This is a genomic window from Xanthomonas arboricola pv. populi (assembly GCF_002939945.1).
In the GTDB taxonomy this organism is placed as follows: domain Bacteria; phylum Pseudomonadota; class Gammaproteobacteria; order Xanthomonadales; family Xanthomonadaceae; genus Xanthomonas; species Xanthomonas arboricola_A.
The window spans coordinates 1,276,433-1,302,594 of the sequence record NZ_MDEB01000001.1; the positions used below are offsets into that span (position 1 = coordinate 1,276,433).

General features: G+C 66.1%; 21 protein-coding genes and 1 pseudogene. 11 read left to right on the plus strand and 11 right to left on the minus strand.

The annotated features are described in order from the left end of the window. Positions 1-217: 217 nt before the first annotated feature. Complete coding sequence (locus XaplCFBP3123_RS06095) at positions 218-1,129, minus strand: CorA family divalent cation transporter (RefSeq protein ID WP_104533175.1); 912 nt, start codon at positions 1,127-1,129, stop codon at positions 218-220. 186 nt (positions 1,130-1,315) lie between these two features. Beyond that, entirely contained in the window at positions 1,316-2,692 is a 1,377-nt protein-coding gene (gene cycA / locus XaplCFBP3123_RS06100; protein WP_104533176.1) for a D-serine/D-alanine/glycine transporter, read from the minus strand. 564 nt (positions 2,693-3,256) lie between these two features. On the opposite strand from cycA, the gene XaplCFBP3123_RS06105 reads away from it, so the two are divergent. Then, a complete protein-coding gene (locus XaplCFBP3123_RS06105; RefSeq protein ID WP_104533177.1) occupies positions 3,257-5,029 on the plus strand; it encodes an expansin EXLX1 family cellulose-binding protein in 1,773 nt (590 codons plus the stop codon). A gap of 395 nt (positions 5,030-5,424) precedes the next feature. Here the strand turns inward: XaplCFBP3123_RS06105 and XaplCFBP3123_RS06110 are convergent, their stop codons facing one another. Further along, a complete protein-coding gene (locus XaplCFBP3123_RS06110; RefSeq protein ID WP_104533178.1) occupies positions 5,425-5,640 on the minus strand; it encodes a hypothetical protein in 216 nt (71 codons plus the stop codon). 155 nt (positions 5,641-5,795) lie between these two features. Between XaplCFBP3123_RS06110 and XaplCFBP3123_RS06115 the strand changes: the two genes are divergently transcribed. Continuing rightward, positions 5,796-6,593 carry a transporter substrate-binding domain-containing protein gene (locus XaplCFBP3123_RS06115; protein ID WP_104533179.1) on the plus strand — a complete coding sequence of 266 codons (798 nt, stop codon included), beginning with the start codon at positions 5,796-5,798 and terminating at the stop codon, positions 6,591-6,593. A gap of 115 nt (positions 6,594-6,708) precedes the next feature. On the opposite strand, the gene XaplCFBP3123_RS06120 is transcribed toward XaplCFBP3123_RS06115, so the two are convergent. Then, positions 6,709-7,584 carry a DMT family transporter gene (locus tag XaplCFBP3123_RS06120; RefSeq protein WP_104533180.1) on the minus strand — a complete coding sequence of 292 codons (876 nt, stop codon included), beginning with the start codon at positions 7,582-7,584 and terminating at the stop codon, positions 6,709-6,711. 301 nt (positions 7,585-7,885) lie between these two features. Here XaplCFBP3123_RS06120 and XaplCFBP3123_RS06125 point away from each other — a divergent pair, with 301 nt between their 5' ends. Together XaplCFBP3123_RS06125 and XaplCFBP3123_RS06130 are read left to right on the plus strand one after the other, a co-directional pair. Next, positions 7,886-8,737 carry a class I SAM-dependent methyltransferase gene (locus XaplCFBP3123_RS06125; RefSeq protein ID WP_104533308.1) on the plus strand — a complete coding sequence of 284 codons (852 nt, stop codon included), beginning with the start codon at positions 7,886-7,888 and terminating at the stop codon, positions 8,735-8,737. Between the two features lie 207 nt (positions 8,738-8,944). After that, the gene (locus XaplCFBP3123_RS06130) at positions 8,945-9,508 is read left to right on the plus strand and encodes a hypothetical protein (protein WP_172453093.1); all 564 of its coding nucleotides are present in this window, start codon (positions 8,945-8,947) and stop codon (positions 9,506-9,508) included. Between the two features lie 171 nt (positions 9,509-9,679). On the opposite strand, the gene XaplCFBP3123_RS06135 is transcribed toward XaplCFBP3123_RS06130, so the two are convergent. Continuing rightward, positions 9,680-10,066 carry a hypothetical protein gene (locus XaplCFBP3123_RS06135; RefSeq protein WP_253254139.1) on the minus strand — a complete coding sequence of 129 codons (387 nt, stop codon included), beginning with the start codon at positions 10,064-10,066 and terminating at the stop codon, positions 9,680-9,682. A gap of 249 nt (positions 10,067-10,315) precedes the next feature. Here XaplCFBP3123_RS06135 and XaplCFBP3123_RS06140 point away from each other — a divergent pair, with 249 nt between their 5' ends. Further along, a complete protein-coding gene (locus XaplCFBP3123_RS06140; protein ID WP_104533181.1) occupies positions 10,316-10,858 on the plus strand; it encodes a hypothetical protein in 543 nt (180 codons plus the stop codon). Positions 10,859-11,029: 171 nt separating this feature from the next. On the opposite strand, the gene XaplCFBP3123_RS06145 is transcribed toward XaplCFBP3123_RS06140, so the two are convergent. Then, positions 11,030-12,904 carry a GGDEF domain-containing protein gene (locus tag XaplCFBP3123_RS06145; RefSeq protein ID WP_104533182.1) on the minus strand — a complete coding sequence of 625 codons (1,875 nt, stop codon included), beginning with the start codon at positions 12,902-12,904 and terminating at the stop codon, positions 11,030-11,032. Positions 12,905-13,337: 433 nt separating this feature from the next. Between XaplCFBP3123_RS06145 and XaplCFBP3123_RS06150 the strand changes: the two genes are divergently transcribed. Both XaplCFBP3123_RS06150 and XaplCFBP3123_RS06155 read left to right on the plus strand, forming a co-directional pair. Continuing rightward, positions 13,338-14,429: a DUF1615 domain-containing protein gene (locus XaplCFBP3123_RS06150; RefSeq protein WP_104533183.1), complete on the plus strand. Its 1,092-nt coding sequence runs from the start codon at positions 13,338-13,340 to the stop codon at positions 14,427-14,429. A gap of 320 nt (positions 14,430-14,749) precedes the next feature. Then, positions 14,750-17,074 (plus strand): S9 family peptidase, encoded by a 2,325-nt coding sequence (locus XaplCFBP3123_RS06155; protein WP_104533184.1) that lies wholly within the window; start codon positions 14,750-14,752, stop codon positions 17,072-17,074. Positions 17,075-17,401: 327 nt separating this feature from the next. Here the strand turns inward: XaplCFBP3123_RS06155 and XaplCFBP3123_RS06160 are convergent, their stop codons facing one another. Next, positions 17,402-19,333 (minus strand): alpha/beta hydrolase family protein, encoded by a 1,932-nt coding sequence (locus XaplCFBP3123_RS06160; RefSeq protein ID WP_253254150.1) that lies wholly within the window; start codon positions 19,331-19,333, stop codon positions 17,402-17,404. Between the two features lie 192 nt (positions 19,334-19,525). Beyond that, the gene (locus tag XaplCFBP3123_RS06165; RefSeq protein WP_104533186.1) at positions 19,526-19,861 is read right to left on the minus strand and encodes a DUF3817 domain-containing protein; all 336 of its coding nucleotides are present in this window, start codon (positions 19,859-19,861) and stop codon (positions 19,526-19,528) included. Between the two features lie 149 nt (positions 19,862-20,010). Here XaplCFBP3123_RS06165 and XaplCFBP3123_RS06170 point away from each other — a divergent pair, with 149 nt between their 5' ends. From XaplCFBP3123_RS06170 to XaplCFBP3123_RS06180, 3 genes are all read left to right on the plus strand, one after another. Beyond that, a complete protein-coding gene (locus XaplCFBP3123_RS06170) occupies positions 20,011-20,634 on the plus strand; it encodes a YiiX/YebB-like N1pC/P60 family cysteine hydrolase (RefSeq protein WP_104533311.1) in 624 nt (207 codons plus the stop codon). A gap of 32 nt (positions 20,635-20,666) precedes the next feature. Next, entirely contained in the window at positions 20,667-21,629 is a 963-nt protein-coding gene (locus XaplCFBP3123_RS06175) for an alpha/beta hydrolase-fold protein (protein ID WP_104533187.1), read from the plus strand. Positions 21,630-21,848: 219 nt separating this feature from the next. Then, complete coding sequence (locus XaplCFBP3123_RS06180; RefSeq protein WP_172453094.1) at positions 21,849-22,310, plus strand: DUF4126 domain-containing protein; 462 nt, start codon at positions 21,849-21,851, stop codon at positions 22,308-22,310. A gap of 143 nt (positions 22,311-22,453) precedes the next feature. Here the strand turns inward: XaplCFBP3123_RS06180 and XaplCFBP3123_RS06185 are convergent, their stop codons facing one another. The 3 genes and pseudogenes from XaplCFBP3123_RS06185 to XaplCFBP3123_RS21185 all read right to left on the minus strand — a co-directional run. After that, the gene (locus tag XaplCFBP3123_RS06185) at positions 22,454-22,849 is read right to left on the minus strand and encodes a VOC family protein (protein WP_104533189.1); all 396 of its coding nucleotides are present in this window, start codon (positions 22,847-22,849) and stop codon (positions 22,454-22,456) included. Between the two features lie 79 nt (positions 22,850-22,928). Next, positions 22,929-23,903, minus strand: coding sequence for a glutathione S-transferase family protein (locus XaplCFBP3123_RS06190; RefSeq protein WP_104533190.1), 975 nt, complete (start codon positions 23,901-23,903; stop codon positions 22,929-22,931). A gap of 155 nt (positions 23,904-24,058) precedes the next feature. Beyond that, positions 24,059-24,169 (minus strand): annotated as a pseudogene (locus tag XaplCFBP3123_RS21185) (SPFH domain-containing protein); the annotation flags it as partial. Positions 24,170-24,394: 225 nt separating this feature from the next. Here XaplCFBP3123_RS21185 and XaplCFBP3123_RS06195 point away from each other — a divergent pair. Then, on the plus strand, positions 24,395-25,984 hold the full coding sequence (locus XaplCFBP3123_RS06195; RefSeq protein WP_104533312.1) for an SDR family NAD(P)-dependent oxidoreductase: 1,590 nt from the start codon (positions 24,395-24,397) through the stop codon (positions 25,982-25,984). The last annotated feature ends 178 nt before the right edge of the window (positions 25,985-26,162 follow it).

Below are 26,162 nucleotides of genomic sequence, written 5' to 3' on the forward strand. Positions count from 1 at the left end.
ATCGCGCCCGGGTGCGCTCCTACGGGTTTCCGCTAGTTTGCCGCGCGCTGCGCAGCTAACGAGCTGCACTGGCTTGGCTGTGCGTAGTGGCGAAATCCTGCGCAACAGATGCTTGCGCTGGCTACACGTCGTAGGAGCGCACCCGGGCGCGAGGGGCCTTACCGGTAACGCCACGTCGCGCCCGGGTGCGCTCCTACGGGTTTATGGCTCTGATGTGTCACACCCATCCGCGCTTGCGGAACCATGCCAGCGGAACCAGCATGCTCAGCACGATCACGCCCAACGCCCAGTAATACGCGTCGTGCCACTTGAGCTCGGGCATGTAGGCGAAGTTCATGCCCCAGATGCCAACCAGCACCGTGGGCGGAATGCCGACCACCGACGCCACCGCCATCACCTTCATCACGTTGTTCTGGTCCATGTTGATCATGCCCAGCACGCTGTCGAGCAGGAACTCGATGCGGTCGTCCATGTGCTGCTGGAACTCGCTCAAGGTGGTCAGGTCCTTGTGCAGCAAGCCGATGCGTTTGGCCGCATCGGTACCGAACCAGTCCGGCGCGGCGTCATCCAGATAGGTGACCAGGCGCAGCAGTCCCTGCCCGGCATTGTGCAGCCCGCCCAGACGCCGGCCCATGCCCCCGACCTGATGTAGCATGCGCTCCAGATCACGGGTCTTGTGCGGGTTGTCGAACACCTGCCGGGTGGTGTCGGTGACCTCGGCTTCCAGCGATTCCAGCCGGTCTGCCAGGCGCCCCACCAACTGGTCGAAGATGCGCAACAGCAGATCGTCGGCGCTATGGCAGGGCTCGTGTTGCAGATGCGTCGCCACCGCATCCAGCGAGCCCATGTGCTGCTCGCGCAGGGTCACCAGCATGGTCGGCGACAGCGCAAAGCCCAGCGGCGCAGTCGGGCCATCGTCGTCCTGAAAGCGCGGCACGTTGAGAAACAGCACCTCGCCCTGGCGCCGCACCCGGCTGGAGAATTCGATCTCGCCGATGACCGCGCGATCCGGCAGCGCAAACCCCACCTTGTCTGCGGCCTGCGCCAGCTCCTGCGCGCTGGCCTGGCACAGGTCGACCCAGCACCCGTGCGTGTGCTGCGTTCCGGCAATCGGGTGCGTGGTGATCATGCGATGGGCCGTGGCGATGGATGGCGGCGAGCATCCCGTTCCATCCGATCCGCGTCAACGTCGCGTGCACCACGCGCTTAGCTGCCAGTGGCCTTCATCGCGGCGCCGTGCAGCCGCAGACGCCAAGGCCCCGCAGTGCGGGGCCTTGGTGATGTCTTGGCTGGATGTCTTCGCTGGTACGACCGCTCAGCCGGTGCGCGCCTGCTGCCGCTTCACCGCATAGCCGATCGCCAGGATCAGGAACCACACCGGGCTGGCCAGCAGCGCCTGGCGCGTGTCGGCCTGCAAGGTCAGCAGCACGATGACGAAGGCGAAGAACCCCAGGCACACGTAGCACATCAACACGCCACCGGGCATCTTGAACGCCGAAGCCGCGTGCTGCTCGGGCCGCTTGCGCCGGTACGCGATGTAGGCGCACAGGATCAGCGACCACACGAACATGAAGAGCACCGCCGACAAGGTGGTGACCAGCGTGAACGCAGTGACCAGGTTGGGGATCAGATACACCAGCATCGCGCCCAGCAACAGGCACACACAGGAGAACAGCAGGCCACGTGCCGGCACCGCCGCACGCGAGAGCTTGGCAAAGCCCTTGGGCGCATGCTGTTCTTCGGCCAGGCCGTAGAGCATGCGGCTGGTGGAGAAGATGCCGCTGTTGGCCGACGAGGTGGCCGAGGTCAACACCACGAAGTTGATCAGGCTCGCGGCCGCCGGCACGCCGGCCAGCACGAACAGCTCCACGAACGGGCTCTTGTCGGCCACCACCTGCCGCCACGGCGTCACCGCCATGATCGCGATCAGCGCCAGCACATAGAAGATCAGGATGCGCACCGGGATCGAGTTGATCGCCTTGGGCAGATTGCGGCGCGGGTCGGCGGTTTCCGCAGCGGTGGTGCCGACCAGCTCGATGCCGACGAAGGCGAACACCGCGATCTGGAACCCGGCGAAGAAGCCGCCAATGCCCATCGGGAACATGCCGCCGTCGTTCCACAGGTTCGACAGCGAGGCCATATTGCCCGACGGCGAGCGAAAGCCCCAGGCCACCAACCCGGCGCCGGTGAGGATCAGCGCGCAGATGGCGATGATCTTGATCAGCGCGAACCAGAACTCCATCTCGCCGAACAACCGGACCGTCACCAGATTCAGGCTCAGCAGCAACAGCACGCAGAGAATGGCGGGGATCCACGGCGCCAGGCCCGGAAACCAGAACTGCGCATAGGCGGCAATCGCGATGACATCGGCGATGGCGGTGATGATCCAGCAGAACCAGTACGTCCACCCGCAGAAGAACCCGGCCCACGGCCCGAGCAGGTCGGTGGAGAAGTCGATGAACGACTTGTACTCCAGGTTGGACAGCAGCAGCTCGCCCATCGCGCGCATCACGAAGAACAGCATCGCGCCGATGATCAGATAGACGAACAGGATCGACGGGCCGGCCAGGCTGATCGTCTTGCCCGAGCCCATGAACAGCCCGGTGCCGATCGCGCCACCGATGGCGATCAGCTGCAGGTGGCGATTGGAGAGACTGCGTTGCAGATGATCGGGCGCGGACGAATCAGACATGGGGCACGGCACCGGCAAGTGAGCAAGCCGTCAAAAATACGAGATCGCGGCAGCGCGCACCAGCGGTTTGCACAGCGGCGCCGGGTAGGCCGCAGCGTGCGCCGGCGCATGGTGGCCGGCTTGCCCCATCGTGGTGCGCCGCATGTCTGCGCATCCGCGGCTGTTTTCATTGAGGGACCACAGCCGTTAGTGATGCGCGCAACGCATCGCCGGAGCAGTCTTCGCCAGCTGCCTGGCGCCTGCGCGTTGCAACGCTGTCCGCTCGCGCGGTGCACGCACACGCACTGCAGGGGCACGAGCACAGCCTTGCGACCAGGTCCGCAGCATGCCTGCCGTTAACTCCGTCACCGGCGCGAAGCAGCATGGCCTCCGATGGCCGGCGATGCATCAGCCCGCATCACCGACAACGGCGGCGCGGCATCTCGCACAAACAGCGACCCCTATTCCAGTGCGGCCGCTTGCCTGCCACCGCTCACACACTCCTGCCCGCTTCCTTGACCCGGCGCACGGACCGCACATGACAATCGCTGGTCTGCTGCGCGGGCCATCCCTCAGGACACTCCCATGCGCTCCCGTTCTCATCTGCTGCTTGGCCTGGCGTTACTCACCCCCCTGACCGCGCTGGCCGTGCAGGTCGATACACGCGGACACCTCACCGATGCGCGCGGCCAGGCGCTGCAGGTACGCGGCGTGACCTGGCCCGGCTTCGATCGGGCAGCGCGGGTGGCCACCGGACTGCGCAGCATTACGCTGCAGCAGCTGCTGGATCAGATGCAGGCATCGGACATCAATACCGTGCGTGTACCGATCTGCGCAGCGACCCTGCAAGCCGGATCGGTGGCCGCCGCCGATGTGGCCGGCGACCCAGCACTGCGCGGCCTGAATTCCCTGCAGCTGCTCGACGCCGTGGTGCGCGCCAGCACCCAACGCGGCATGCAGGTGCTGCTCGCCTTTGCCGATGGCGGTTGCGACGACGCGGCGCCGCAGCTGGGCGCGCAGCACAACGCCTGGACGGGTGGCCTGAGCATGCTCGCGCGCCGCTACGGCAGCACCGCTGGCGTGCTCGGGATCGACCTGGGCAGCAGCGGCTACCGCAATGCCAACTGGGCGGGCAATGCGACAGATGCCGACTGGAACCGCATCGCCGCGCGTGCAGCCGCCGCAGTGCTGAGGCACGCGCCGGCCTGGGTGATCGGAGTGGAAGGCGTGGGCAGCGACGCGATATGCAGCGACTCCGCACGCAAGGCCGCCGGCAGCAATTTGCAGCCGCTCGCCTGCGTGCCGCTGCGCATTCCTGCCGCACATTTGGTGCTGATGCCGAAGCTGGCGGGGCCGGATCGCGACGCGGCGGACGCATTTGCAGCGGCCGACTTTCCGCGCAGCCTGCCGGCGAGCTGGCAGCGCGACTTCGGACAATTCTCGGAAGATCACGCGTTGCTGCCGGTCAGCCTCGGCGGCGGCCTGGGCGATGGCGACCCACGCGACCGGGCATGGCAACACGCATTGAGCGGGTATCTGAGCAACACCGGCATACGCAGCGCAGTCCTCGGCAGCTGGGAAGTAGGCAATGCCAACAACGGTGGCCTGCTCGCCAGTGATGGCAACCCGCGCGCCGACAAGCTGCAGATCCTGCATCAGGCCTGGGGGCTGTCGGGCGCGAACCTCGCCACGCCATCGGCAAGGAGCGCCGCTGCGGCGGATGCAAGCAAGGCCACCACCTGGAACAGCACCTTCACCGGCACCGCGACCTACACCGGCTCCGGCTATTCCGGCGGCGCGGTGCTGCTGGATCCGATTCCGAGCAACGCCTTCATCACCGCGCTCAACCCGACCCAGATGAACTTCGGCGGGGTCAAGGCCGCACTTGCCGGCGCCTATCTGGAAGTGACCGGGCCCAAGGGCAAGACCGTCGTGTACGTCACCGACCTGTATCCGGAAGGCGCATCGGGCGGCCTGGATCTATCGCCCAACGCGTTCGCGGCCATCGGCGACACGGTGCAGGGACGCATCCCGATCAGCTGGAAGATCGTACGTGCGCCGACCACCGGCAATGTGCAATACCGCATCAAGGAAGGCAGCTCGCGCTGGTGGGCCGCGATCCAGGTGCGCAATCACGCCTACCCGGTGGTCAAGTTCGAAGTGAAACAGGGCAGCACCTGGAAGAGCCTGCAAAAGATGGATTACAACCACTTCCTCGGCGAGCAGCTCGGCAACCAGCCCTTGTCCATTCGTATCACCGATATCCGCGGCAAGGCCATCCTGGATACGATCCCCGCACTGCCCGAGGACGGCAGCAAGCCGGTGTACTTCGAACCGGGGCATGTGCAGTTCCCTTGACGTGATTGGTAAGGAGAACTCATCCGCAAGCCGTCGAATGCGGAATTCGGGTCGCCAGCATTCGCCTGCGACGGCAATGCCGACATTCACCTGAAACGGCTAAACAGCCAAGCAAAACCACTACGTTCACCAATAAGTGTGCGCAGCCGGCTTGGTAGTCCCATCAGCACACGCCCAAGTTGGCCGGTGCGATGCCCTCGTCGCTTGCGGGACCTGTGGCGGCATGGATGCCGCCACGGAGCCTCCAGGGACGGATTCACGGCGTGTCCTGCAAGCGATGAGGGCGTCGCGCCCTCGACCATGCTGCCTGGGTATATCCCACGAATGCTGAAAGAATCCCGATACCGGCCGCGCTTACCCGGTGGCTGATCACCAGCCGCGATTACCCACCCGCGTTAACCACCCGCAAGCCCGCCGCCAACACGACCAGGCAAGGCCTGATCGTCATCTTCCTCAAGGTCACCCACCTCCTCGCGCAAACCCCCTTGCTGCGGCGTCTGCTCTTCCAGCGGGACCTCTTCTTCGTTGGTATCCGGATCGGGCGTGCCGTGTACCGACAGACCGGCATTGGCGGCGGTCATCGGATGCGCAGTGCGTGGATTGAGCTGCATGAAGTGGCTCCGGTTGGTTCGAATGGAGCACCGACAGTGCGCATTGCAGCGCTACCACACCGTGATCCCGGGCGGGATCGTGCTGACATGCCGTTGACGTCGACCACGCCCCACCGACCGCGACTATCATGGCCGCATCCCTTCGAGGCCACGCCATGCGCTTTCGCATCTTCCTTGCGCTTATGCTGAGCTGCGGCATCGCACACGCGGCCGAGCCTGCGCCTGCCTCACGGCTGGATGCAGTGCTGCAGTCCGGCGTGCTGCGGGTCTGCACCACCGGCGACTATCGCCCCTACTCGCTGCTGCGTGCCGACGGGCAATTTGAGGGCAGCGATATCGCCCTGGCGCAGTCGCTGGCAGGCAGCCTGGACGCGCGCGTGGACATCGTCCGCACCAGCTGGCCACACCTGATGCCCGACCTGCTCGCCAATCGCTGCGACATTGCCGTCGGCGGTATTTCGGTCACCTTGCAACGGCAGCGCCAGGCCGGTTTCAGCACGGTGCTGGATGTGGACGGCAAGATTCCGCTGGTGCGCTGCGCCGACCAGGCGCGTTACCGCAGCCTCGCGCAACTCAACCGACCCGAGGTGCGCGTGATCGAACCACCCGGCGGCACCAACGAGGCCTTCGCGCGCCAACAATTGCCGCGCGCACACCTGCGCCTGTTCGCCGACAACACCACCATCTTCCAGGAGTTGCTGGAGCAACGCGCGGAAGCGATGATCACCGACGCCTCCGAAGCGCTCTACCAGCAGGCACGCCTGCCCGGCCTGTGCGCGGTCGCACCCGATCAGCCACTGCAATACGGCGAAAAAGCCTTCCTGCTACCGCGCAACGACCACGCCTGGAAAGCGTACGTCGATCAGTGGCTGCACCTGAGCAAGGCCAGCGGCGAGTACGCGCGTATCGTTGACACCTGGCGTGCACCGCGCAAGGAATCCACTACGCCGTAGCGGGAATCGGGAATCGGGAATCGTAATAGCATCAAGCGCATCGCGGCAGTTCGAAGCAGCGCCCCTCCGATTCCCCATTCCCGACTCCCCATTCCCGCGGCGCACAGCGCCGCCCTCAAACAATCTTGGTCCGCCGCCACCACCGCGACACCTGCTCCTCGCGGATCAGCGTGAACAGGCCCGCGCCCAGAATCAGCGCGATGCCGACCGCCATCGGCCAGTCCAGGTGGTCGTGAAACAGCAGATAGCCGAAGGCGATCGCCCACAGCATCTGGCTGTATTGCGTTGGCGCAACCACACTCACCGGTGCCATCCGCGTGGCGTACATCAGGCAGATCGCCGCCAGGCCGGCAAGCAGCCCATAGCCGGCCAACAGCCCCCACTGATACAGCGTGGGCCAGACAAAGGTCGGCAACATCATGATCCCGCCCATCACCAACGGGCCGATCACCCCGGCGCCGTACAAGGTCAGGCGTTTTTCGCTGTGGCCGGCCATGCGCAGGGTGATGACCGAGATCGCACCGACCAGGCCGCACACGATCGCGGCCACATGCCCTTGGGTGAGATGGCGAAAGCCCGGGCGCAGCACGATCAACACGCCGATGAAACCCACGATCACCGCCGACCACCGCCGCCAGTGCACCTCTTCCTTGAGGAACACCACCGACAGCACGGTGACGAAAATCGGCATCAGGAAGATCAGCGCGAACGCCTCGGCCATCGGCAAGGTGGTGAACGCAATCACCGAGGTCAGATTGCCGATGGCGCCGGTGAGCGCACGCAACAGCCACAGGCTCGGTTGCTTGGCCATCACCAGTTCGCGCAACCGGTCGTCCGGCTTTTTCAGGAATGGCACGGCCACCAGCATCAGCAAGGCACCGAGAAACAGCACTTCGTAGACCGGCAGCGTGCCTTCCAGCAGCTTCACGAACGCGTCGCTGATCGAATAGGCCGCATAGCAGGCAAACCCCAACAACACACCCTTCAGCATTGCCGATCCTCCACGGTTGGCGCCAATCGGACACCATGTCGATGGGGGCAGTGCGCAGTATGGGGTGCGGCGTGCCTGAGAGGAATCGGCGCACGCATCCGGGCACGACGGCGCCTGCATCGCCACCGGCATACCGTTGCGCATTACCCGGCTGCTCACGTCGCTGCAGACGCCGCCGCTGCGCCGCCCGCCATCGCGCCGGCGGTGCGCTGGATGCGCATGCGCGATGGGGTCGGTTACGATGCCAGTCCATCCCTCGCACCAGCAGCGCGCGTGACGCGTGCACCCAGACCAGCGACTCGTGCCCCACTACTCCGGCCCACTCCTCATTTGCTCCGATGCCCAGGCGCTGCTTGCCGCGCGCGGCAGTGGCCTGACCCAATGGACCGGCTCGCTGGACCTGGGCCGCAGTACCGGCACCGCCCAGCTGGATGCGCAGACCTGGCAGTGGCGTGGCAGAGGTTACCCATATCCGGGCAAGCTCAAGGAGCGCACGCTGTACTTCTGGGACGGTGATGATTTCGCCCCGATCTCGCGTTTCAGCGGCGCGCTGATCAAGCTCGTTCCCACCGAATGGGGCGCGCCCACCTTCGAGATCGATGGCATCAAGATGCTGCCCTCGGCGCAGCTGTCGCCGTTCGACGATGCGCGCCGCAAGGTGGCGCTGGTCGATCCGCGCGGCAAGATCGTGCTGGATACCTGTGGTGGGCTAGGCTACTTCGCCGCCTGCTGCCTGGAGGCCGGGGTGGCGCAGCTGCATTCGTTCGAAAAGAATGCCGACGTGCTGTGGCTGCGCACGCTCAATCCCTGGTCGCCGGATCCGGACGATGCCGCCTGCGGCGGACGTCTGCAGCTGACCCATGCCGATATCTCGCAGCATATCGCCACGCTGGCAGACGATGCGGTCGATGCGGTCCTGCACGACCCGCCGCGCTTCGGCATCGCCGGCGAGCTGTACTCGCAGCTGTTCTACGATCAGCTGGCGCGGGTGTTGCGTCGTGGCGGGCGCCTGTTCCATTACACCGGCGCACCCAACCGGCTCACCAGCGGCCGCGATGTGCCCAACGAAGTGAGCAAACGCCTGAGCAAGGCCGGCTTCAGCACGCAACTGGCACTGGACGGCGTGCTGGCAACGCTGCCGGCGCGGCGCTGACTGCGGGATTTTTGCGGCAACTGAAAACGCGCAGATCGGTCGCGGCCAGCTGCAGGTCGGCGCTGCACGCGAAGCCGCAATGCAGCAGGCAGATGCCGACCCGGGCACTGGCCGCCTCCGTCTGACTGAAAGTGCAGCCGGTTTGCCGGCCACGCCTGGCCAGCGAACGGATCTGCGATACTGCACCGCCCACGACAAGGACGTTGCATGCGCATTCGCTTTACGACCTGGTTGCTCTCCGCGCTGCTGATGATGACCGGCGTGCCAGCAGCGCGCGCGCAGACTGCGCCGCAGACACCGCCACCGCCGCAGCCCATGTCCGAAGTCACCACCCGCCATCCGGTGACCACCGCGGTCCTTGCCGGGCGTACGATTCGCCTGGGCGAACACGCCGGCAAGTGCGCAATCCTGCGCGATGACGAAGTGCTCCCGCTGGGCATCGGCGCACCGTGCTACTTCAGCATCAATCGCGAATACGGCGCCCAGGTGCACCACTTCCACGGCAGCGACATCGTGCTGGTGCAACACGCCCACCCCACCTCTGCGCCGGACTGGGATATCAAGCTGTACGGGGCGATCTGCGCGTTCGAAGCGCAGGCCGTGCGCGAAGTCGATGGCGTGCTGGAACCCGGCAGCGTCGCCACTTCCTGGCACTGTGACCCGAGCATGGGAGCCGATCAGAAGCAGTTCGTCTACAGCTACGACACCTGGCCCAAGCGCGAGACGCAGCCGCCATCGCGCAAGCAAAAGCAAAAGCAGACACAGCCCTGATGGCCGCATGAGGCGCAGGCGTCGATCGGCGCAGGCGGTTGCCCCGGCCTTGTGACCCGACGGCTGATCAACACCGTGTACTCAACAGCGGCTTGCCGCACGCCTGCGCAGCCGCGTCGTCGTCGACAGCGCGGCACCGCAGTCGCGCATGCTGTGGACCAACCGCGCAGGTCATCGCCTGCCGCTTCGGTACGCCGTCCAGGCAACGTAGGTGAACCAGGCGATGACCGCCAACGGCACACTGGTCAGCAACGCATTCCAGCCGATGGCGATCCAGAACCGCTGCGGGTCTGCATCCGCGTAAAAGATCCTGGTCGGCCGGCCGCGGATGACGCTGATATAGCGCCCCGTGACGATCGCCTCCAGCAACAGCCACAGCCGCACGCAGCAGGCGATCGCCACGGCAACGGCCCCCCCGCCGACGATCCATTCCTGGATCCGGGACGCTGCGGGAGCTGGCGCAGGTGGCGGTGATTTGGGCCGCTTTTTTTTCACGCAGGCATCGGTTCGATGGTGGCGGCGCAGCAGTGTACGCGCAGCGCAACCGGCCGACGCCATCCATCGCACGCCTGCAACACCTGGTGGTCGCGCAGTGAGCGCATGACACGCACCTGCCGGCTGAGCGCGGCCGCTATACTGATGGCGCAGCGCACTCGCTCAGAGTGATTGGAATGCTCCACGCTGCATTCGTCTCAGGGAAGATGGCCTGCAACAGTGCAACCTGGATTGTCCGGGTGCTTCCTTGGGGTTTTTGCCGTGTTTCGCCATGCACTGGCGACAACGGCCTCGTACCAAGGACCTTTCACTTTGAAGACATTCACCACGTTCCTGCTGGTCTCTTTCAGTCTGCTGCTTGCCTCTTGCGGCGGCGCCACCACCGGCGCCTCCAAGCTCTCCTCCAGCGACTACCTGCTGCACAACATCTCGGTCTGGAATGGCGCGGTGAGCATCATCGACCCGTGGGTGTCGGGCGACCGCGGGCAGAGCCTGGTGACCGATGCCATCGCGCACAAGCCGCTGGACAGCTACAAGACCGCGCTGGGCAGCCAACGCAAGGCACTGGCCGCCAACGCGCAGGCCAATACCGCCGTGGCCTCGGGCGTGCCGGACAACGCCAAGGACCTGGACGGCAAGCTGTCGGCCTACCTCAAGAGTGCCGACGCGATGATGGCCGCGCTCGAGCGCGTGGCCGCCCTGCCCAACGGCTACAGCAACACCGAGCTGGCGCCGTTGGCCAAGGACCTGGAAACCGTATCCGCCCAGCTCAACACCGATATGCAAGCCCTGAATACCGCGCAGCGCGCGTATTCCAAGCAGCACAAGATTGCGATGCAGGAAGTCAGTCAGTAAACAGCGCGTTGCCGATGGCGTCCTGCAGGGCGCCATCGTGCCGTGTCGGCAGCTGCGCCCTGCGTGCCAGACGCAGATGCAGATGCACACGCCATGCACTACTGCGCGCACTGCGCTCGGTGCATCGGTGATGCGCTGCGCAGCCAGGCCGCAGGCGCCCTCATCCAATCGTCAACACACCGCCCATTGATCGCGCCCGGCGGTCTTGGCGGCGTACAGCGCAAGATCGGCCTGCCCCAGCAGTACATCCAGGCCGGTCCCCGCAGTGACGCTCGCCGCGCCCATGCAGAAGCGCACCGGCTGGTCGGCGGGCAGGCCGGCGATCTCGATCGCGGCCACCGCGTTGCGCAGCCGCGCGAACACCGCAGGAATCTCGTCTGCGCTGCAGCCCGGCAGCACCAGCAGGAATTCTTCGCCGCCCAGCCGTCCCAGGCGATCCTGCGTTCGCAGCGCCAGCCTGGAGGCGCAGGCCAGCGCCTTGAGCACGGCATCGCCGGCGGCGTGGCCATGCATGTCGTTGATCAGTTTGAAGTGGTCCAGATCGATCAATGCCAGCATGCACGGAACCTGCGAGCGCACCGCTTGCTCGAGCTGCTGCTGCGCCTCTGCGCGAATGGCGCGGCGGTTGGGCAGGCCGGTGAGTTCGTCGCGCATCGCCAGCCGCGAGAGTTGCCGCCGGTGGCACGCACCGAAGGCCAGCACCACCAGCGCGCCCAGCAACAACAGACAGGTTGCACACAAGGCGATCCACAAGGCGCGTTGACCCGCTTCGTGGGCCTGCAAGGCCAGTTGCGCGGTCTCGCTGCGTCGGCGCAGCTCGGCGGTTTCCGCGCCGCGGCGCGCATCTTCGTAACGCGCCTGCAGGCGCAGCATCACGGTGTCGCGCTGGCGATCCAGGCTCTGCGCGCGCAGCGTGTTGGCGCGTTGCAGTTCCTGGTATGCCTCGGCATGACGCCGCTCCGCCGCCAGTGCCTGGGCAATGGCATCGATCAGTTGCGCGCGCCGTCCCAACGGCAGATCGGGATCGTCCGCTGCCTTGGCCGCGACGATCTCCCCGCCGAGGCTGCCGGACTTGAGCGCGGTCAATGCCTGCAGCAATACCGCGTGGCAGGCGGCCACCCGGCCGACATTGCCTTGCCGTTGCATCAACGGCAAGGCTTCACGTGCCATTGCCAATGCCGCGGTGGCCTCGCCGGTTTCGATCAGAACCTCGCTGGCGCTGATCAATGCCGCGGCCACGCCGGCCTGATCGCCCAGCTCGCGGCTGAGCGCCAGCGCACGCCTGAAATGCAGCAATGCCGCGTCCGGCTGCTGCGCTGCCAGCGACGTGCCGTATTCATATTCGATCAGGCTGCGCTGAAAGCGTGCTGGCTGGCCGCGCACGCGTGCCAGGGCGCGCTGCAGATAGTCTTCGGCATCGTTGTCTTCGGCCGAACGGCCACCCACGCGGCTGGCCAGCGAGCCGAGCTGGGTCAACGCATCCAGCTCCAGGCTCAAGCTGTGTTCGCGCACTGCGCACTGGTAGCTGGCCTGCGCGGCGTTCCAGGCCTCGTCGCTGCTGCCGGAGGCGAGCATGCCCCACATGTCGACCGCCTCGACCTCGCACAGCAGATCGTTGCGACCCAGCGCACGCGCGCGCTGACGCAGCGCCTCCAGCCGCGCCAGCATGCCGCGGTTGGGGCTATCGCGCACATCGCCGAGCGCCTGCACGATCGCCAGCCACAGCTGCGCCTGCGCCGCGTTGCCGCGCACCCGTTCCGACAGCGCATGCGCCTGCGCCAGTGCTGTCTGACGGCGCTCGGTCTCTTCCAGGGAAATCAGCACGCGCGCCTGCGCCAGCAAGGCCCAGAACTGCGCATCGGCATCGCCCTCGCTGCGGGCACGCTGCAACGCGGCCTGGGCGGCCTGCAGGGCAGCCCTGGGGTCGTCGATCGCCGCGGTTTCGATGCGCTTCCACGGCTGCGACTGCGCCCACAGCGTGGCGCTGAACAGCATCGCGGCCATCCCGACGACCATGCGCCGCCAGCGTGGCGCCGCGCTGCTCATCGACACCTCACGGCGACGATAAGCCACACCGCAGGGCTGCCATGCACAGGACGCGCCGGCCGGCCCGTATCGGGTTTGCTGGTTGCTGCGACACTCGAGCTCTCCCATGGTTGGCTGGCGGCGGAATCGGAGCGACGTCGGCGTCTGCCTGAACGCCGCATCGATGCAAACACGCGGTCATGATGACTGGCGCACGCGGCAGGTCACGTGATCGCCACGCTTTGCGCCACGATCGTTATCGGCCTGCGTGCGGCGGGCTTGAATCGGCCTGCAGATCGCATGGCAGCAGCCTGCGGCCGGGCACCTTGCCAGGCGCTGCGGCCCAGCGGGCGACCCGCGCCGTCGCCGATGCACATCGCCGGATGCAGCCGCCCTGCGACAGCCACGTAAACTGCCGCACGGCACCTGCCGCCTACTGGATCCTGGAGACGCCGTGACATCCCGCCTGCCCCGCCTGCTCACGCTGCTTGCCGTCGTCTTGCTGTCGGCCTGCGCCACCCAGGCGCCGCGCGCGCCACAGCGCTCCCCGGACGCGGTCAAGGCCGACATCGCCCGGCGCCTGCCGGCCACGCTGTCCGATCGCAACGGTTGGGCCGACGATGTCTACGTGGCGCTGTCCTCGCAGGGGCTGGACCCCAGCGCCGGGCACATCTGCGCGGTGCTGGCGGTGACCGAGCAGGAGTCGACCTACCAGGCCAACCCGGTCGTGCCCAATCTCGGCAGGATTTCGCGCGCCGAGATCGACCGCCGCGCCAGCGCGCATCACATCCCCGGCTTCATGGTCGATGCCGCCTTGCGCATCGACTCGCCCGACGGCCGCAGCTATGCCACGCGCATCGCGAACGCGCGCACCGAACAGGAGCTGAGCCGCATCTTCGAAGACTTCACCGGCAGCGTGCCGCTGGGCGCACGCCTGTTCGACGGGCTCAACCCGGTGCATACCGCCGGACCGATGCAGGTCAGCATCGCGTTTGCCGAACAGCACGCCGAGCGCTATCCGTATCCGCCCGGCGACTCGATCCGCCACGAGGTGTTCAGCCGTCGCGGCGGGCTGTGGTTCGGCACCCGGCATCTGCTCGGGTATCCGGCCAGTTACGACGCACTGCTGTACCGCTTTGCCGACTTCAATGCCGGCTGGTACGCCAGCCGCAACGCCGCGTTCCAGGCGGCGCTGAGCAAGGCCAGCGGCATTGCGCTGGCCCTGGACGGCGACCTGCTGACCCCCGGCGCCAACCTGGACGCCCCCGGTGGTACCGAACGTGCCGCACGCGCGCTGGGCAGCCAGCTGGCAATGAGCGACCGCCAGATCCGCCGTGCCCTGGAGACCGGCAATTCCATCGATTTCCAGGACACTGAGCTGTATCGCCAGGTGTTCGCACTGGCCGAGCGCGGTGCCGGCAAACCGCTGCCGCGCGCGGTGCTGCCCGGCATCACCCTGGAGAGCCCCAAGATCACTCGCACCCTCACCACCGCCTGGTTCGCGCAGCGGGTGAACGAGCGCTGGAAGCGCTGCATGGGCAAGTGAGGCTGCCACCCAAGCCACTGCGCGCCGGCAGGCGCAGCCGCGGTTGCCGCAGATAGGCCTGTCACCCACACGTCCACTTCTGCCCATCGTCTCCAGCCTTGCGCTGTACCCGCAGCGCGAGACCGCTCGCGCTGCGTGTGGGCACATCGGTGATCACGCCAACCGCGTATCTGTGCGCTCTGGATCTGCCGCATGGGCGAGCTAGCCGCGACACGGTCACCGGCACGACTTCTGGCAGAGGCAGCCCCGCGGCCCAGCGGGTAGCATCGGGCGGTCGCGCCGACCGCGTTGCGCGCTCCTTTCGTCCCGGAGAGTTCTACATGCACACCCCATTGCCGATGCGGCAGCTGTTTTCCGCCATCGTCCTGGCTGCCCTGCCGGCCATCGCCGCTGCGCAAGCCCCCGCTGTCACCGCCGCCGATTACGCCCGTGCCGAGCGTCTGATCAACTACGCCGCGCAGCCGCTGGTGGACCATGCCGCCACGCGCATCGACTGGCTGGACGCCACCCATGTGGTCTATGTCGACCACGATGCCAAGGGCAACCGGCTGCTGCAGCTGGACACCGCCACCGGCAAGAGCGCGCCGATCTTCAAACAGTCCGCGCTGGTCGCCTCGCTCAATACGCTGCTGAAGACCGGCGACAAGCCGCTCAAGGCCGACACCTTCGCCCCGGTGGTCAAACGCACCGCCGATGGCCGCTACCGCCTCAACGTGCGCGACACCGCAGTGGTCTGCGATGCGCGCGCGCGCTGCGGCAAGCTGTATGCAAAGGACAAGCCCGAACCGGGCGTGCTGTCGCCGGACAAGCGCAGCGAAGCCTTCATCCGCAACTGGAACCTGTGGGTGCGCGATCTGACCAGCGGCCAGGAGAGCCAGCTCACCCGCGACGGCGTGGAAAACTTCGGCTACGCCACCGACAACGCCGGCTGGCAGCACAGCGACAACGCCATCGTCGCGTGGTCGCCGGACTCGCGCAAGATCGCCACCTTCCAGCAGGACCAGCGCAAGACCGGCGACATGTACCTGGTCAGCACCAAGCTCGGGCATCCGGAACTGCAGTCGTGGAAATACCCGCTGGCCGGCGACAAGGACGTGACCATGATCGAGCGCGTGGTCATCGACGTGCCCACGCGCAGCGTGCTGCGGCTGAAACTGCCGCCGGACCAGCACCGCTCCACCCTGTGCGATGACGTCAGCTGCTCGCCGGGGCTGTGGGACGATGTGAAGTGGGCACCGGACGGCAAGACGCTGGCCTTCGTGTCCACCTCGCGCTTCCACAAGCAGGTCTGGCTGCGCATCGCCGATGTCGTCACCGGCGCAGTGCGCACCGCCTTCGACGAAACCGCCAAGACCTATTACGAAAGCGGCCAGGTCGCCGCCAACTGGGCGTACCTGCCCGACAGCAACGAGGCGGTGTGGTTTTCCGAGCGCAGCGATTGGGGCCAGCTGTATCTCTACGACCTGGCCACCGGCAAACCCAAGCGCGCGATCACCACCGGCGAGGGCAACGTCACCGAACTGCTACGCGTGGACCCGGTGACGCGCACGGCCTGGTTCGTCGGCGTCGGCCGCAGCCCGGGCGTGGACCCGTATTACCAGCAATTGTGGAAGGTGAGCCTGGACGGTGGCGAGCCGGTACTGCTCACGCCAGAAATCGCCGATCACAGCATCGCGCTGTCGCCCGATGGCAAGCGCTTTGTCGATACCTATTCCACCTCGATCACGCCGCCGGTCACGCTGCTGCGCGATGCCGGCGACGGACGCACGGTCAGCACGATCGCCACTGCCGACATCAGCCGCCTCAAGGCAGCCGGCTGGGTGCCGCCGGAGCCGATCACGGTCAAGGCGCGCGATGGCAAGACCACGCTGTATGGCCTGATGTTCAAGCCGACAAACTTCGATCCCGCGCGCAAGTACCCGGTCATCGATTACGTCTATCCCGGCCCGCAAACCGGCTCGGTCCGCGGCCGCAGTTTCCTTGCCGGCCATGGCGACAATCAATCGCTGGCGGAGCTGGGTTTCATCGTGGTCGCCATCGACGGCATGGGCACGCCGTGGCGCTCCAAGACCTTCCACGACACCTGGTACGCCAACATGGGCGACAACACCCTGCCCGACCAGGTGGCCAGCCTGAAGGAACTGGGCCAGCGCTATCCGTGGATCGACCTGGGCCGCGTCGGTATCTGGGGCCACTCCGGCGGCGGCAATGCGTCCACCGCCGCGATGCTGCGCTACCCGGACTTCTTCAAGGTGGCCTGGTCGGAAAGCGGCAACCACGACAACCGCGGCTACGAGGACGACTGGGCCGAGAAGTATCACGGCGAGCACATCGTCAACACCGACGGCAGCTCCAACTACGACGACCAGGCCAACGCCAACCACGCCGGCAAACTCAAGGGCAAGCTGATGCTGGTGCACGGCACGCTGGACGACAACGTGCCGCCGTATCTCACCCTGCTGGTGGCCGATGCCTTGATCAAGGCCAACAAGACCTTCGACATGCTGATGCTACCCAACGCCAAACACGGCTACGGCGAGCTCACCCCCTACGTCGCTCGTCGCCGCTGGGACTACTTCGTGCAGCATCTGCTCGGCGCCACGCCACCGGCCGACTATCAGATGAAGCCGATGCCGGAGAAGTAGCCGACGCTGGAAGCGGCATCGTCGGCCATCGACGGTGCCGCGCTATCGAGCAGTTGAACCGGGAGTGCAGAGAATACGGCGGTGCAGCCGGCCTGCGCCGTCGTGCAGCATCGGTCCCGGGCGCAACACCACACCCGCAAAACCCCCAAGAACCGTAGGAACGGACCCGGCCGCGACGCCTTACCCGCGCAAGCAAACGTCGCAACACAGCATCGCAAAAGATGCAGACGCGCGCACACCGCGGTTAACACATCAAGCTGCATGCACCACCACCGCAAGCACGCTCAATCACGCGTTCCATCAGGCAACACCTGATGGAACGCCCACCTACTTTGCGGTTCTACCACCCAGCTGCTTGCTCAAGAACGCCAGCAAGCGCGTGTAGTACTCGCGTCGATGCGCTTCGGTATAGAAGCCGTGGCCTTCATTGGGGAAGTACAGCGCCTCCACCGGCACGCCGGCATCTTTCAGGGCGCGCTCCATGCGCTTGGTGTGTTCGATCGGCGCGCGCTCGTCCTTGCCACCTGCCGCAAGAAACACCGGCACCTTGATCTGCTTGGCCAGCATCACCGGCGAGCGTGCCGCCAGGGTGTCGCGGGCGCCCAGCCAGTCGCCGGTCCAGTTCTTGGCCCAGCGCGCGTAGCGCGCGGTGTCGCGCGCCATCGTGTCCAGATCGTAGACGCCGACATAGCCGGCGGCGCAGCGGTACACCGCCGGCTCCTTCGCAACGCCCATCAGCGCAGCGTAACCCCCGTAGCTGGCACCGTAGAGACAGATGCGCGAGGCATCGGCCACGCCTTGCGCGACGGCCCAGCGGGTGGCATCGGTAAGATCGTCCTGCATGCGCCCGCCCCACTCCCTGGCGCCGGCCTGGGTGAAGGCACGTCCGTAATTGGCCGAGCCGCGATAATTGACGCGCAGCACCGCGTAACCGGCTGCAGCCAGCAGTTGCGCCTCGTCGTCGAACTCCCATTTGTCGAAGATCCCAAACGGGCCACCATGCGGCATCACGATCAACGGCAGCGGCTTGCCTGCCTGGGCGTGCAGCGGCTGGGTCAGATAGCCATGCAACTGCAGGCCATCGCGCGCCTGGAAACTTACCTGCCTGCTCGCCGGGACGGCGTCGGGCGGAAACCACTCGCGGCGGCTGAACACGCGGTCGGCATGCTTGGCGACCGTATCGAACAGGTAATAGTCGCCGTTATTGCGATCGCTCCACACATACACCAGCACCAGGCGACGGTCGCGGGTGGCCGAGGTGATGTAGACCGCGTTGCCGTCGAAGGCTTTTTCCAGGCTGCGATAGAGCCTGGCCGTCGGCGACTTCTCGTCGAAGAAGCGGTTGCGCACCCGGTCGCTCATGTAGGACGCACCGATCGGCGTGGTGCCGTCCAGATCGCGCAGGATCCGGTACGGGTCGACGGTGTCGTCGTGCAACAACGGCGTGGATTTGCCGCTGGCCGGGTCCCATCCCACCAGCACATCGGTGCCGCTTGCCTGTTCCACCTGCAGATAGGCCTGTCTGCCATCGGCCGCAAAGCCGAGCGGAAATTCGCGATGCCCGCTGCTGGCAGCATCGTTGACCAACCGCCAAGGCGCGGCATCGTCGTCGCGGTAATACAGCTTGCTGACGTTGCTCACATCGGCGCCGTTGGCAAAGCGGATGCGCCCCTGCTGATCGGTCACGAAGTTCGCGCGCCGCACCGGCGATGTCGCCACGGTACTGCGCCGGCCGGTCTGGATATCCAGCTTGTCGATACGGATGCTCGGGTCGCCGACGAACGGGATCGTCGACACCAGGATATTGCGCGGATCGCCCGGCAAGGTATCGAGCATGAACGTGCCAGGCTCCAGGTCCATCTTCAACTGCACGCCGTTGATCTCCGGGTTGGTGCCATAGGGGCTGGCCAACAGGCGGCCATTCTTGCCATCGGCGTCGATGGCATGCAGTTGCCCGATCGCCATCGGCTCGTCGCGCGACCCCAGCCGCTGCGCCATCGACACCACGATGCGGTCGTCGCTGGCCCACCAGAAATCGTCCACCACGCTATTGGCGCCACCGGTGACTTTCGCGGTGGCCACCTTGTCCTGCCGCCGCACGATGCCCAGCACGGTACGATCTTCCAACGGCATGGTGAGCGCGAAATAGTCGCCCGTCGGCGAGATCTTGATCCGCTCGAACTGGTCGCTCTTGAGATAGGGCGTCAGATCCAGCGGTTGCGGCGGCGTCTGCGCGCGAGCCGGCACCGTGATGGTCATTGCCACTGCCAGCGCGGCAGTCGCCACCTTCATCCAGTAATGCATTGCGACACTCCGTTTCTTCCCTGATCCGCCTATGGTGGCAAAGGCGGTTTGCGGCGTCCATCGTCTGGCGTGGCGTTGGGCACTGTGCACGGCAAGATGCCGGATAAAGCACGCGGCATCATTGCTGCCTGGCCTGCACCGAAGTGCTCAGGCACCGGCGCATGCGCGCGGGCCCAACAAACCGATACGCCGGAACCACATTTCCAGCGGCACCGTCACCAGCGGCGGCAACGCGGCCAGCAGGCTCAGCGCCCACGCCCACCACGGCCAGCGCAGGCGCAGCGCGGCAAGCACGCTGACCGCCACATAGAACAGGAAGGCCGCGCCATGCAGGCGCCCGAACAGCCACACCACAAGCTCGGTGGTGTGCGTGCCGTACTTGAGCAACATGCCGAGCAACAACCCGGCCCAGGTCAGCCCCTCGATAAAGGCGGCCACCGCAAACAGCCGGCCGATCGGCGACAACGCAGAACAAGCACGCATGCAACACTCCAGACGGACAGGGATTGCCGCGACGCGATGGCGGCGGCGACGCCCGCTGGCCGCTGCATTCTACAGAGCGCATCGCGCACCATCAGCCCGCCGTCGTTCCTGGCGATAATGATGGCCCTTGTACCAACCGCCCGACCATCATGCGCACCTTCCTTTTGCTCGCCGTGCTTGCACTGGCACTGCTGCCCGCAACGTCCAGCGCAGCCCAGCTACAGGACGGCGATCTGCTGTTCGTCACCGCCGCCCGCACCGGCCTGAGCGGCGCCATCGACGATGCCACCGCCAGGCAGGATGCCCCCAGCTTCGATCATGTGGCACTGCTCGCCCATGACGCTACCGGACAGGTGCTGCTGCACGCAGACGAACAAGGCTCGCGGCAGCAGCCATTGCAGGCATTCGTCGAAGAAGCCAACGCCAAGCATCGGCAGATCCATGTGTACCGGCTGACGGAAGAACAGCGCAATGCGATCCCCGGCGCCATCGCGCAGGCACGGCGCATGCTCGGCAAGCCTTACAACCAGACCTACGTGCAGGACGACAACAGCTACTACTGCTCGGACTTCATCGAACGCGCGTTCCGTGCCCAACACGTCTTCGCCCTGCAACCGATGAACTTCAAGAACCTGCAGACCGGCAAGATCTCGCAGTACTGGACCGACTTTTACCGCAGCAAGGGCATGGACGTGCCGCAAGGTTTGCCCGGCACCAACCCGAACGATATGGCGGCCGCTCCCGTGCTGGCGTATGTCGGCCGTTTGAATTGATGCGCGGGAATGCCGCGCGTAACTAGGAGAGGATGTTGAACAAGGCATTGCCGGCAGGGCTGCTCGCCTTGTCACTCGTCGGCTGCATCAATGCACCACCAGTACCGCAGGAAAAGGCGGTCGTGCCGCAGCAAACACCGGTACCTGCCAACGCGGCCATGGCCACCGCGCTAGCTGGGCAACGCGGCGAAGGCCAGCCGTACGAGATCGTCGACAGCCAGGTCTGGGATGTCCCGGATCCGGCATCAGGCCGCCGCTATCAGGTCGTTGTCGGCTTGCCGGCCGGCTACGCCGACCACCCGGAACGTCGCTATCCGGTTCTTTACGTCACCGACAGCGACTACGCATTCCCTGTGGTGCGGCAGATCGCGCGCCGCTTGAACGGCGACGGGCCGGCGATCGAGGATTTCATTCTGGTCGGGTTGTCCTACGCGGTGGGCGATGAGCCAATGCCCAGCCGGCGGCGCGATTACACCCCGACGCTGGAAAATGGCGACACCGCACCGCCCAATGCGACCCATGGTGGCAGCACGGCCTACGCGTCCTACCTTCGCCAGCAGGTGTTGCCCTTCATCGCCCACCGCTACCGAACCGACGAAGGCAGGCGCCTGTTTCTCGGGCATTCCTACGGTGGCCTGCTCGGTACCCAGATCCTGTTGAGCACACCGCAGATGTTTTCCGGCTATCTGCTTGGCAGCCCCTCGTATTGGTACGGCGAGCACGCCACGGCCGCGCAGGAGAAGCGCTTCGCCGCGGGACACACCGATGCGCCTGCGCGGGTCTACATGTACGTCGGCGAGTACGAGCAGGTGCGCTATAACAAGCAGTACGACATGGTGATCGACGCCAGAAACATGGTGCAGACGCTACGTGCAAGACGGTATCCGTCGCTGCAGCTGGAGCTGGAGGTGCTTAACGACGAAGATCACCTGAGTGTCGCGCCGCGTGGCATCACCCATGGGCTCAAGTTCCTGTTGGGCACCAAAGCCCCCTGAGTGGAGTGCCTTGCGCCTTGTTCTGGCGGCGCAAGGCGATGCATCCCCGCCAGCGCATCGCTCTCGCAGACCGGGTACCGTGCGGGCGCCGCCAATGCACGGCATGCACAAGCTCTTGCCAACGCCCATACACGCACCGTCCTAGTGTGTGCACGTCCATACAGCGTGCCGCACGCAGCGCATTCCGCCTGCGATTGGCGAGCACATGCAGAGGTGTACATGGCTTTGATTCATTCCATCCTGATGGGCGCCGTCGCCGGCATGCGCTCGATGACGCCGCTGGCGGCGGTCACCAATGCCGCCCGTACCGGCAAGCTTCCTGCCGACAACGGCGCACCGCCGTTACTGGCCAATCCGCTGGCGTCGGCCGGCATGCTCGCGCTTGCCGGCGGCGAGCTGGCAGGCGACAAGATGAAAACCGCGCCCGACCGCATCGTGCTGCCTGGCATGATCGCCCGCATCGCCACCGGCGTGATTGTCGGCGCGGCCCTGGCTCCGCGCCATCAGCGCGGTGTCGCCGCACTGCTGGGCGCGACCACTGCAGTAGCAGCCGCGTATCTCACCTTCAACCTGCGCATGCGCGCGATCGAACGCTACGGCCAGACCAGCACCGGCGTGGTCGAGGACGCAATCACGGTGGGCGCGGCGACGTTGATCATGCGCGATGCGGCCAAGCACTAGCGCGACGTCCCTCGCCTAAGCCTGTCGCCCACCGCGACCGCAGGGCGCGCTATGGCGACGGCCGTTACACCGTCGCCATGGCACAGCAACAACACGGCGCCCGATCGCGCTGTGGGGTGTCACAGCAGCGCAGGCATCACAGCCTAGACAGGCCGATAGATCGCGCAGAGCTTGTTGCCATCCGGGTCGCGCACGTAGGCCAGCCACACCGGCCCCATGCGGCTCTCTCGCAGGCCCGGTGGATCTTCGATGGACACACCACCTGCCGCCACCGCAGCGTCGTGGAAGGCCTGCACCTGCTCGGGCGAGCCGCAGCTGAAGCCCACGGTGGCGCCGTTGCCGCTGGTCGCGGGCGCATCGTCGATCGGCTCGCTGACAACGAAAGTGCTGCCGGCATGGCGATAGAACAGGCGCACATGACCGGAGCCGGCAGGGCTGACCAGCGGCTCCGTGGCACCAAGGACGCCGCCGAGCACCGCATCGTAAAACTGCCTGGATCGCGCGATATCGTTCGATCCCACCATCACATGATTCAGCACGCACCGCTCCTGTTCGTATCGAAGGCGCACAGTTTAGGGCAGCACGTGGATATCCGGCAGCATTCGGCGAATGGCTGCCTCAGCCGCCACGCCCGTGCGGCGCCTGCAGATCCTGCAGCGGCCCCAGCGGCACGATGCCGGTGGGATTGATCATGTCGTGACTCTGGTAGTAATGGTGCTTGATGTGCTGGAAATTCACCGTGTCTGCGATGCCCGGTATCTGATACAGCTCACGCAGGTAGCCGGACAACTGCGGATAGTCGGCAATGCGCCGCAGATTGCATTTGAAGTGACCCACATACACCGCATCGAAACGCACCAACGTGGTGAACAGGCGCCAGTCCGCTTCGGTGAGCCGGTCGCCGCACAGGTAGCGCTGCTGACCCAGGCGCGCATCGAGCCAATCCAGGCTCTCGAATAACGGCACCACCGCCTCTTCGTAAGCAGCCTGCGTGGTGGCAAAGCCCGCCTTGTACACGCCGTTGTTGACGGTGTCGTACACGCGCGCATTGATCGCATCGACCTGCTCGCGCAACGGCGCCGGATAGAAATCGCCGGCTGCAGCACCGACGTCGTCGAAGGCGCTGTTGAACATGCGGATGATGTCGGCCGACTCGTTGCTGACCACCGTGTTGCGCTCGCGATCCCATAGCACCGGCACGGTCACGCGCCCGGAATACTGCGGATCCGCCTTCAGATAGACCTCGTACAGATGCTGCGCCTGGTGCAGCGCATCGCCCACCACGCCCGGCCCTGGCGCAAACGTCCAGCCCTGCTTGCCCATCAGCCAGTGCACCACCGACACGTCGATCATCGACTCCAGACCTTTCAGGTGCCGGAAGATCAGCGTGCGATGCGCCCACGGGCAGGCCAGCGACACATACAGGTGATAGCGCCCGGGAGCGGCCTCAAAGCCACCTTCCCCGTGCGGGCCGGGGCTGCCATCGCGCGTCACCCAATTGCGGAACTGCGATTGCGAGCGTTCGAAACGCCCGCCGCTCTTGTCGGTGTCGTACCAGCTGTCCTGCCACTTGCCGTCGACCAACAGGCCCATGCTGCCTTCTCCGCTACACCAGTAGGCCGCAACCCTAGCCCAGCCGGTTTGGAGAGTGCGTGAGCGGGCGTGTTGGCATGAGCAAACACGACCAGCCATCGGTGCCGGAAGACCGAAGACCAGCGACTGCAGGCCACCGAGCCCGCGCCTTGCAGACGCCCGGCAGCGCGCGTGCCGGAAGGCGCCCAGTAGCAAGCCTGCGCTTTCCGGCAGGCATCGGCATTGAGCTCGGCGGTCTGGCTGGCCAGGTACCGCTCGGGTGTCAGTCGCGATCAGGCACGCCCTCGGCACCGGAGTCGTCACCGCTGCGACTGCCTTGACACGCCATTGGCGTCAACACCGCAGTATCGGCGAAAATAGCCGCAGTCCGGATGCTCCGGCCTGCGGCGCCCAGTTCCCGACCAGTGCGGCCGCTGGCCGTGCCATCCACCGCGTCCATCCGCCGCCCGCTGCATGCGCTTCGCTTTCTGTCGCTCTTTTCCGGATCCATCTTGAACACCAACGTCCCGCCCCTGCCCGCCAACGAAGACATGCCGCTCACCGACCGCCTGCGCGCGGCGCTGGACCTGCTGGAGGCCATCGAGGCCGACCGCAGCGTGCTCGACACGCTTCCCGAGGCCGACCGCGTGCGCCTGCACCAGGTGGTGGCCAGGGTCTATCACCCCGAGCCGAAGGCGCGGCGGCAGTTGCTCAAGCAGCGCGAACGCGAGCGGCATCAGGAGAAGGTGCGCAAGGCCGAGGCGCTGCTCGAGCAGCGCGGCATCCGCGCACTGCGGCGCAAACCGGTGTTCAGCACGCCGAACGTCTTCCCGCCGCATGCCGCCGGCCTGCACGACGCGCACAACGGCGAAAACGCCACTGCCGCACCGGAGCCCACGCATTCGCCGGAGCTGCGCCACTGCTACGTCTGCAAGCAGAAGTTCACCCAGCTGCATCATTTCTACGACCAGATGTGCCCGGCCTGCGCCGAGCTGAACTACTTCAAGCGCACCGAAACCGCCGACCTGCGCGGACGCGTGGCGCTGCTGACCGGCGGCCGGGTCAAGATCGGCTATCAGGCCGGTTTGAAGCTGCTGCGCGCCGGCGCCGAACTGATCGTCACCACGCGTTTCCCGCGCGATTCGGCCGCGCGCTATGCGCAGGAGCCGGATTTCAACGCATGGGGCCATCGCCTGCAGGTGTTCGGCCTGGATCTGCGCCACACACCCAGTGTGGAAGCGTTCTGCAGCCAGCTGCTGTCCACCCGCGACCGCCTGGACTTCATCATCAACAATGCCTGCCAGACCGTGCGCCGCCCGCCGCAGTTCTACGCGCACATGATGGCCGGCGAGACCGCCGCGCTGCATGAGTTGCCGGACACCGTGCGCAACCTGGTCGGCCATTACGAAGGCCTGCGCACGCCCGAACCGCTGCGCGATGCCTCGGCGATGGCGCTGCCGGCGGTGCATGGCCGCGGCCTGGACGGCGCCGACGGCCTCACCCGCGCCGCCGAGCTGTCGCAGGTGGCGTTGCTGGACGACGAACTGGTTGGCCAGCAGCATCTGTTCCCGGAAGGACGGCTGGACCAGGACCTGCAACAGGTGGACCTGCGCGGGCGCAACTCCTGGCGCCTGCTGCTGGACGAAGTGCCCTCGGTGGAACTGCTGGAAACCCAGCTGGTCAACGCCATCGCCCCCTTCATCATCAACGCGCGGCTGAAGCCGCTGATGCTGCGCACGCCCGAGCGCGACAAGCACATCGTCAACGTCTCGGCGATGGAAGGGCAGTTCTACCGCAACTTCAAGACCACCCGGCATCCGCATACCAACATGGCCAAGGCCGCGTTGAACATGATGACGCGCACCTCGGCGGCCGATTATCAAAACGACGGCATCCACATGAACAGCGTCGACACCGGCTGGGTCACCGACGAGGATCCGGCGGACATCGCCGCGCTCAAGGTCCAGCAGGAACGCTTCCACCCGCCGCTGGACATCGTCGACGGCGCCGCCCGCATCGTCGACCCGATCATCCACGGCGCCAACACCGGCGAGCATGTGTGGGGGCAGTTCCTCAAGGACTATGCGCCGACCGATTGGTGAGCGCTCTCGGTCGCCATCGATGCCGCCAGCGGCTTGAAGCGATCGCTGCTGAACTGATGCAACAGCGATCGCAACCGGCGCCTGCCTCCATATGTTGCGACCATGTGCATAACGGCCGAGCTCCCTTGTCGCCCCATTGACTGTGCCACCGCTAGCGTCAGGGTCAACCAACCGAGAC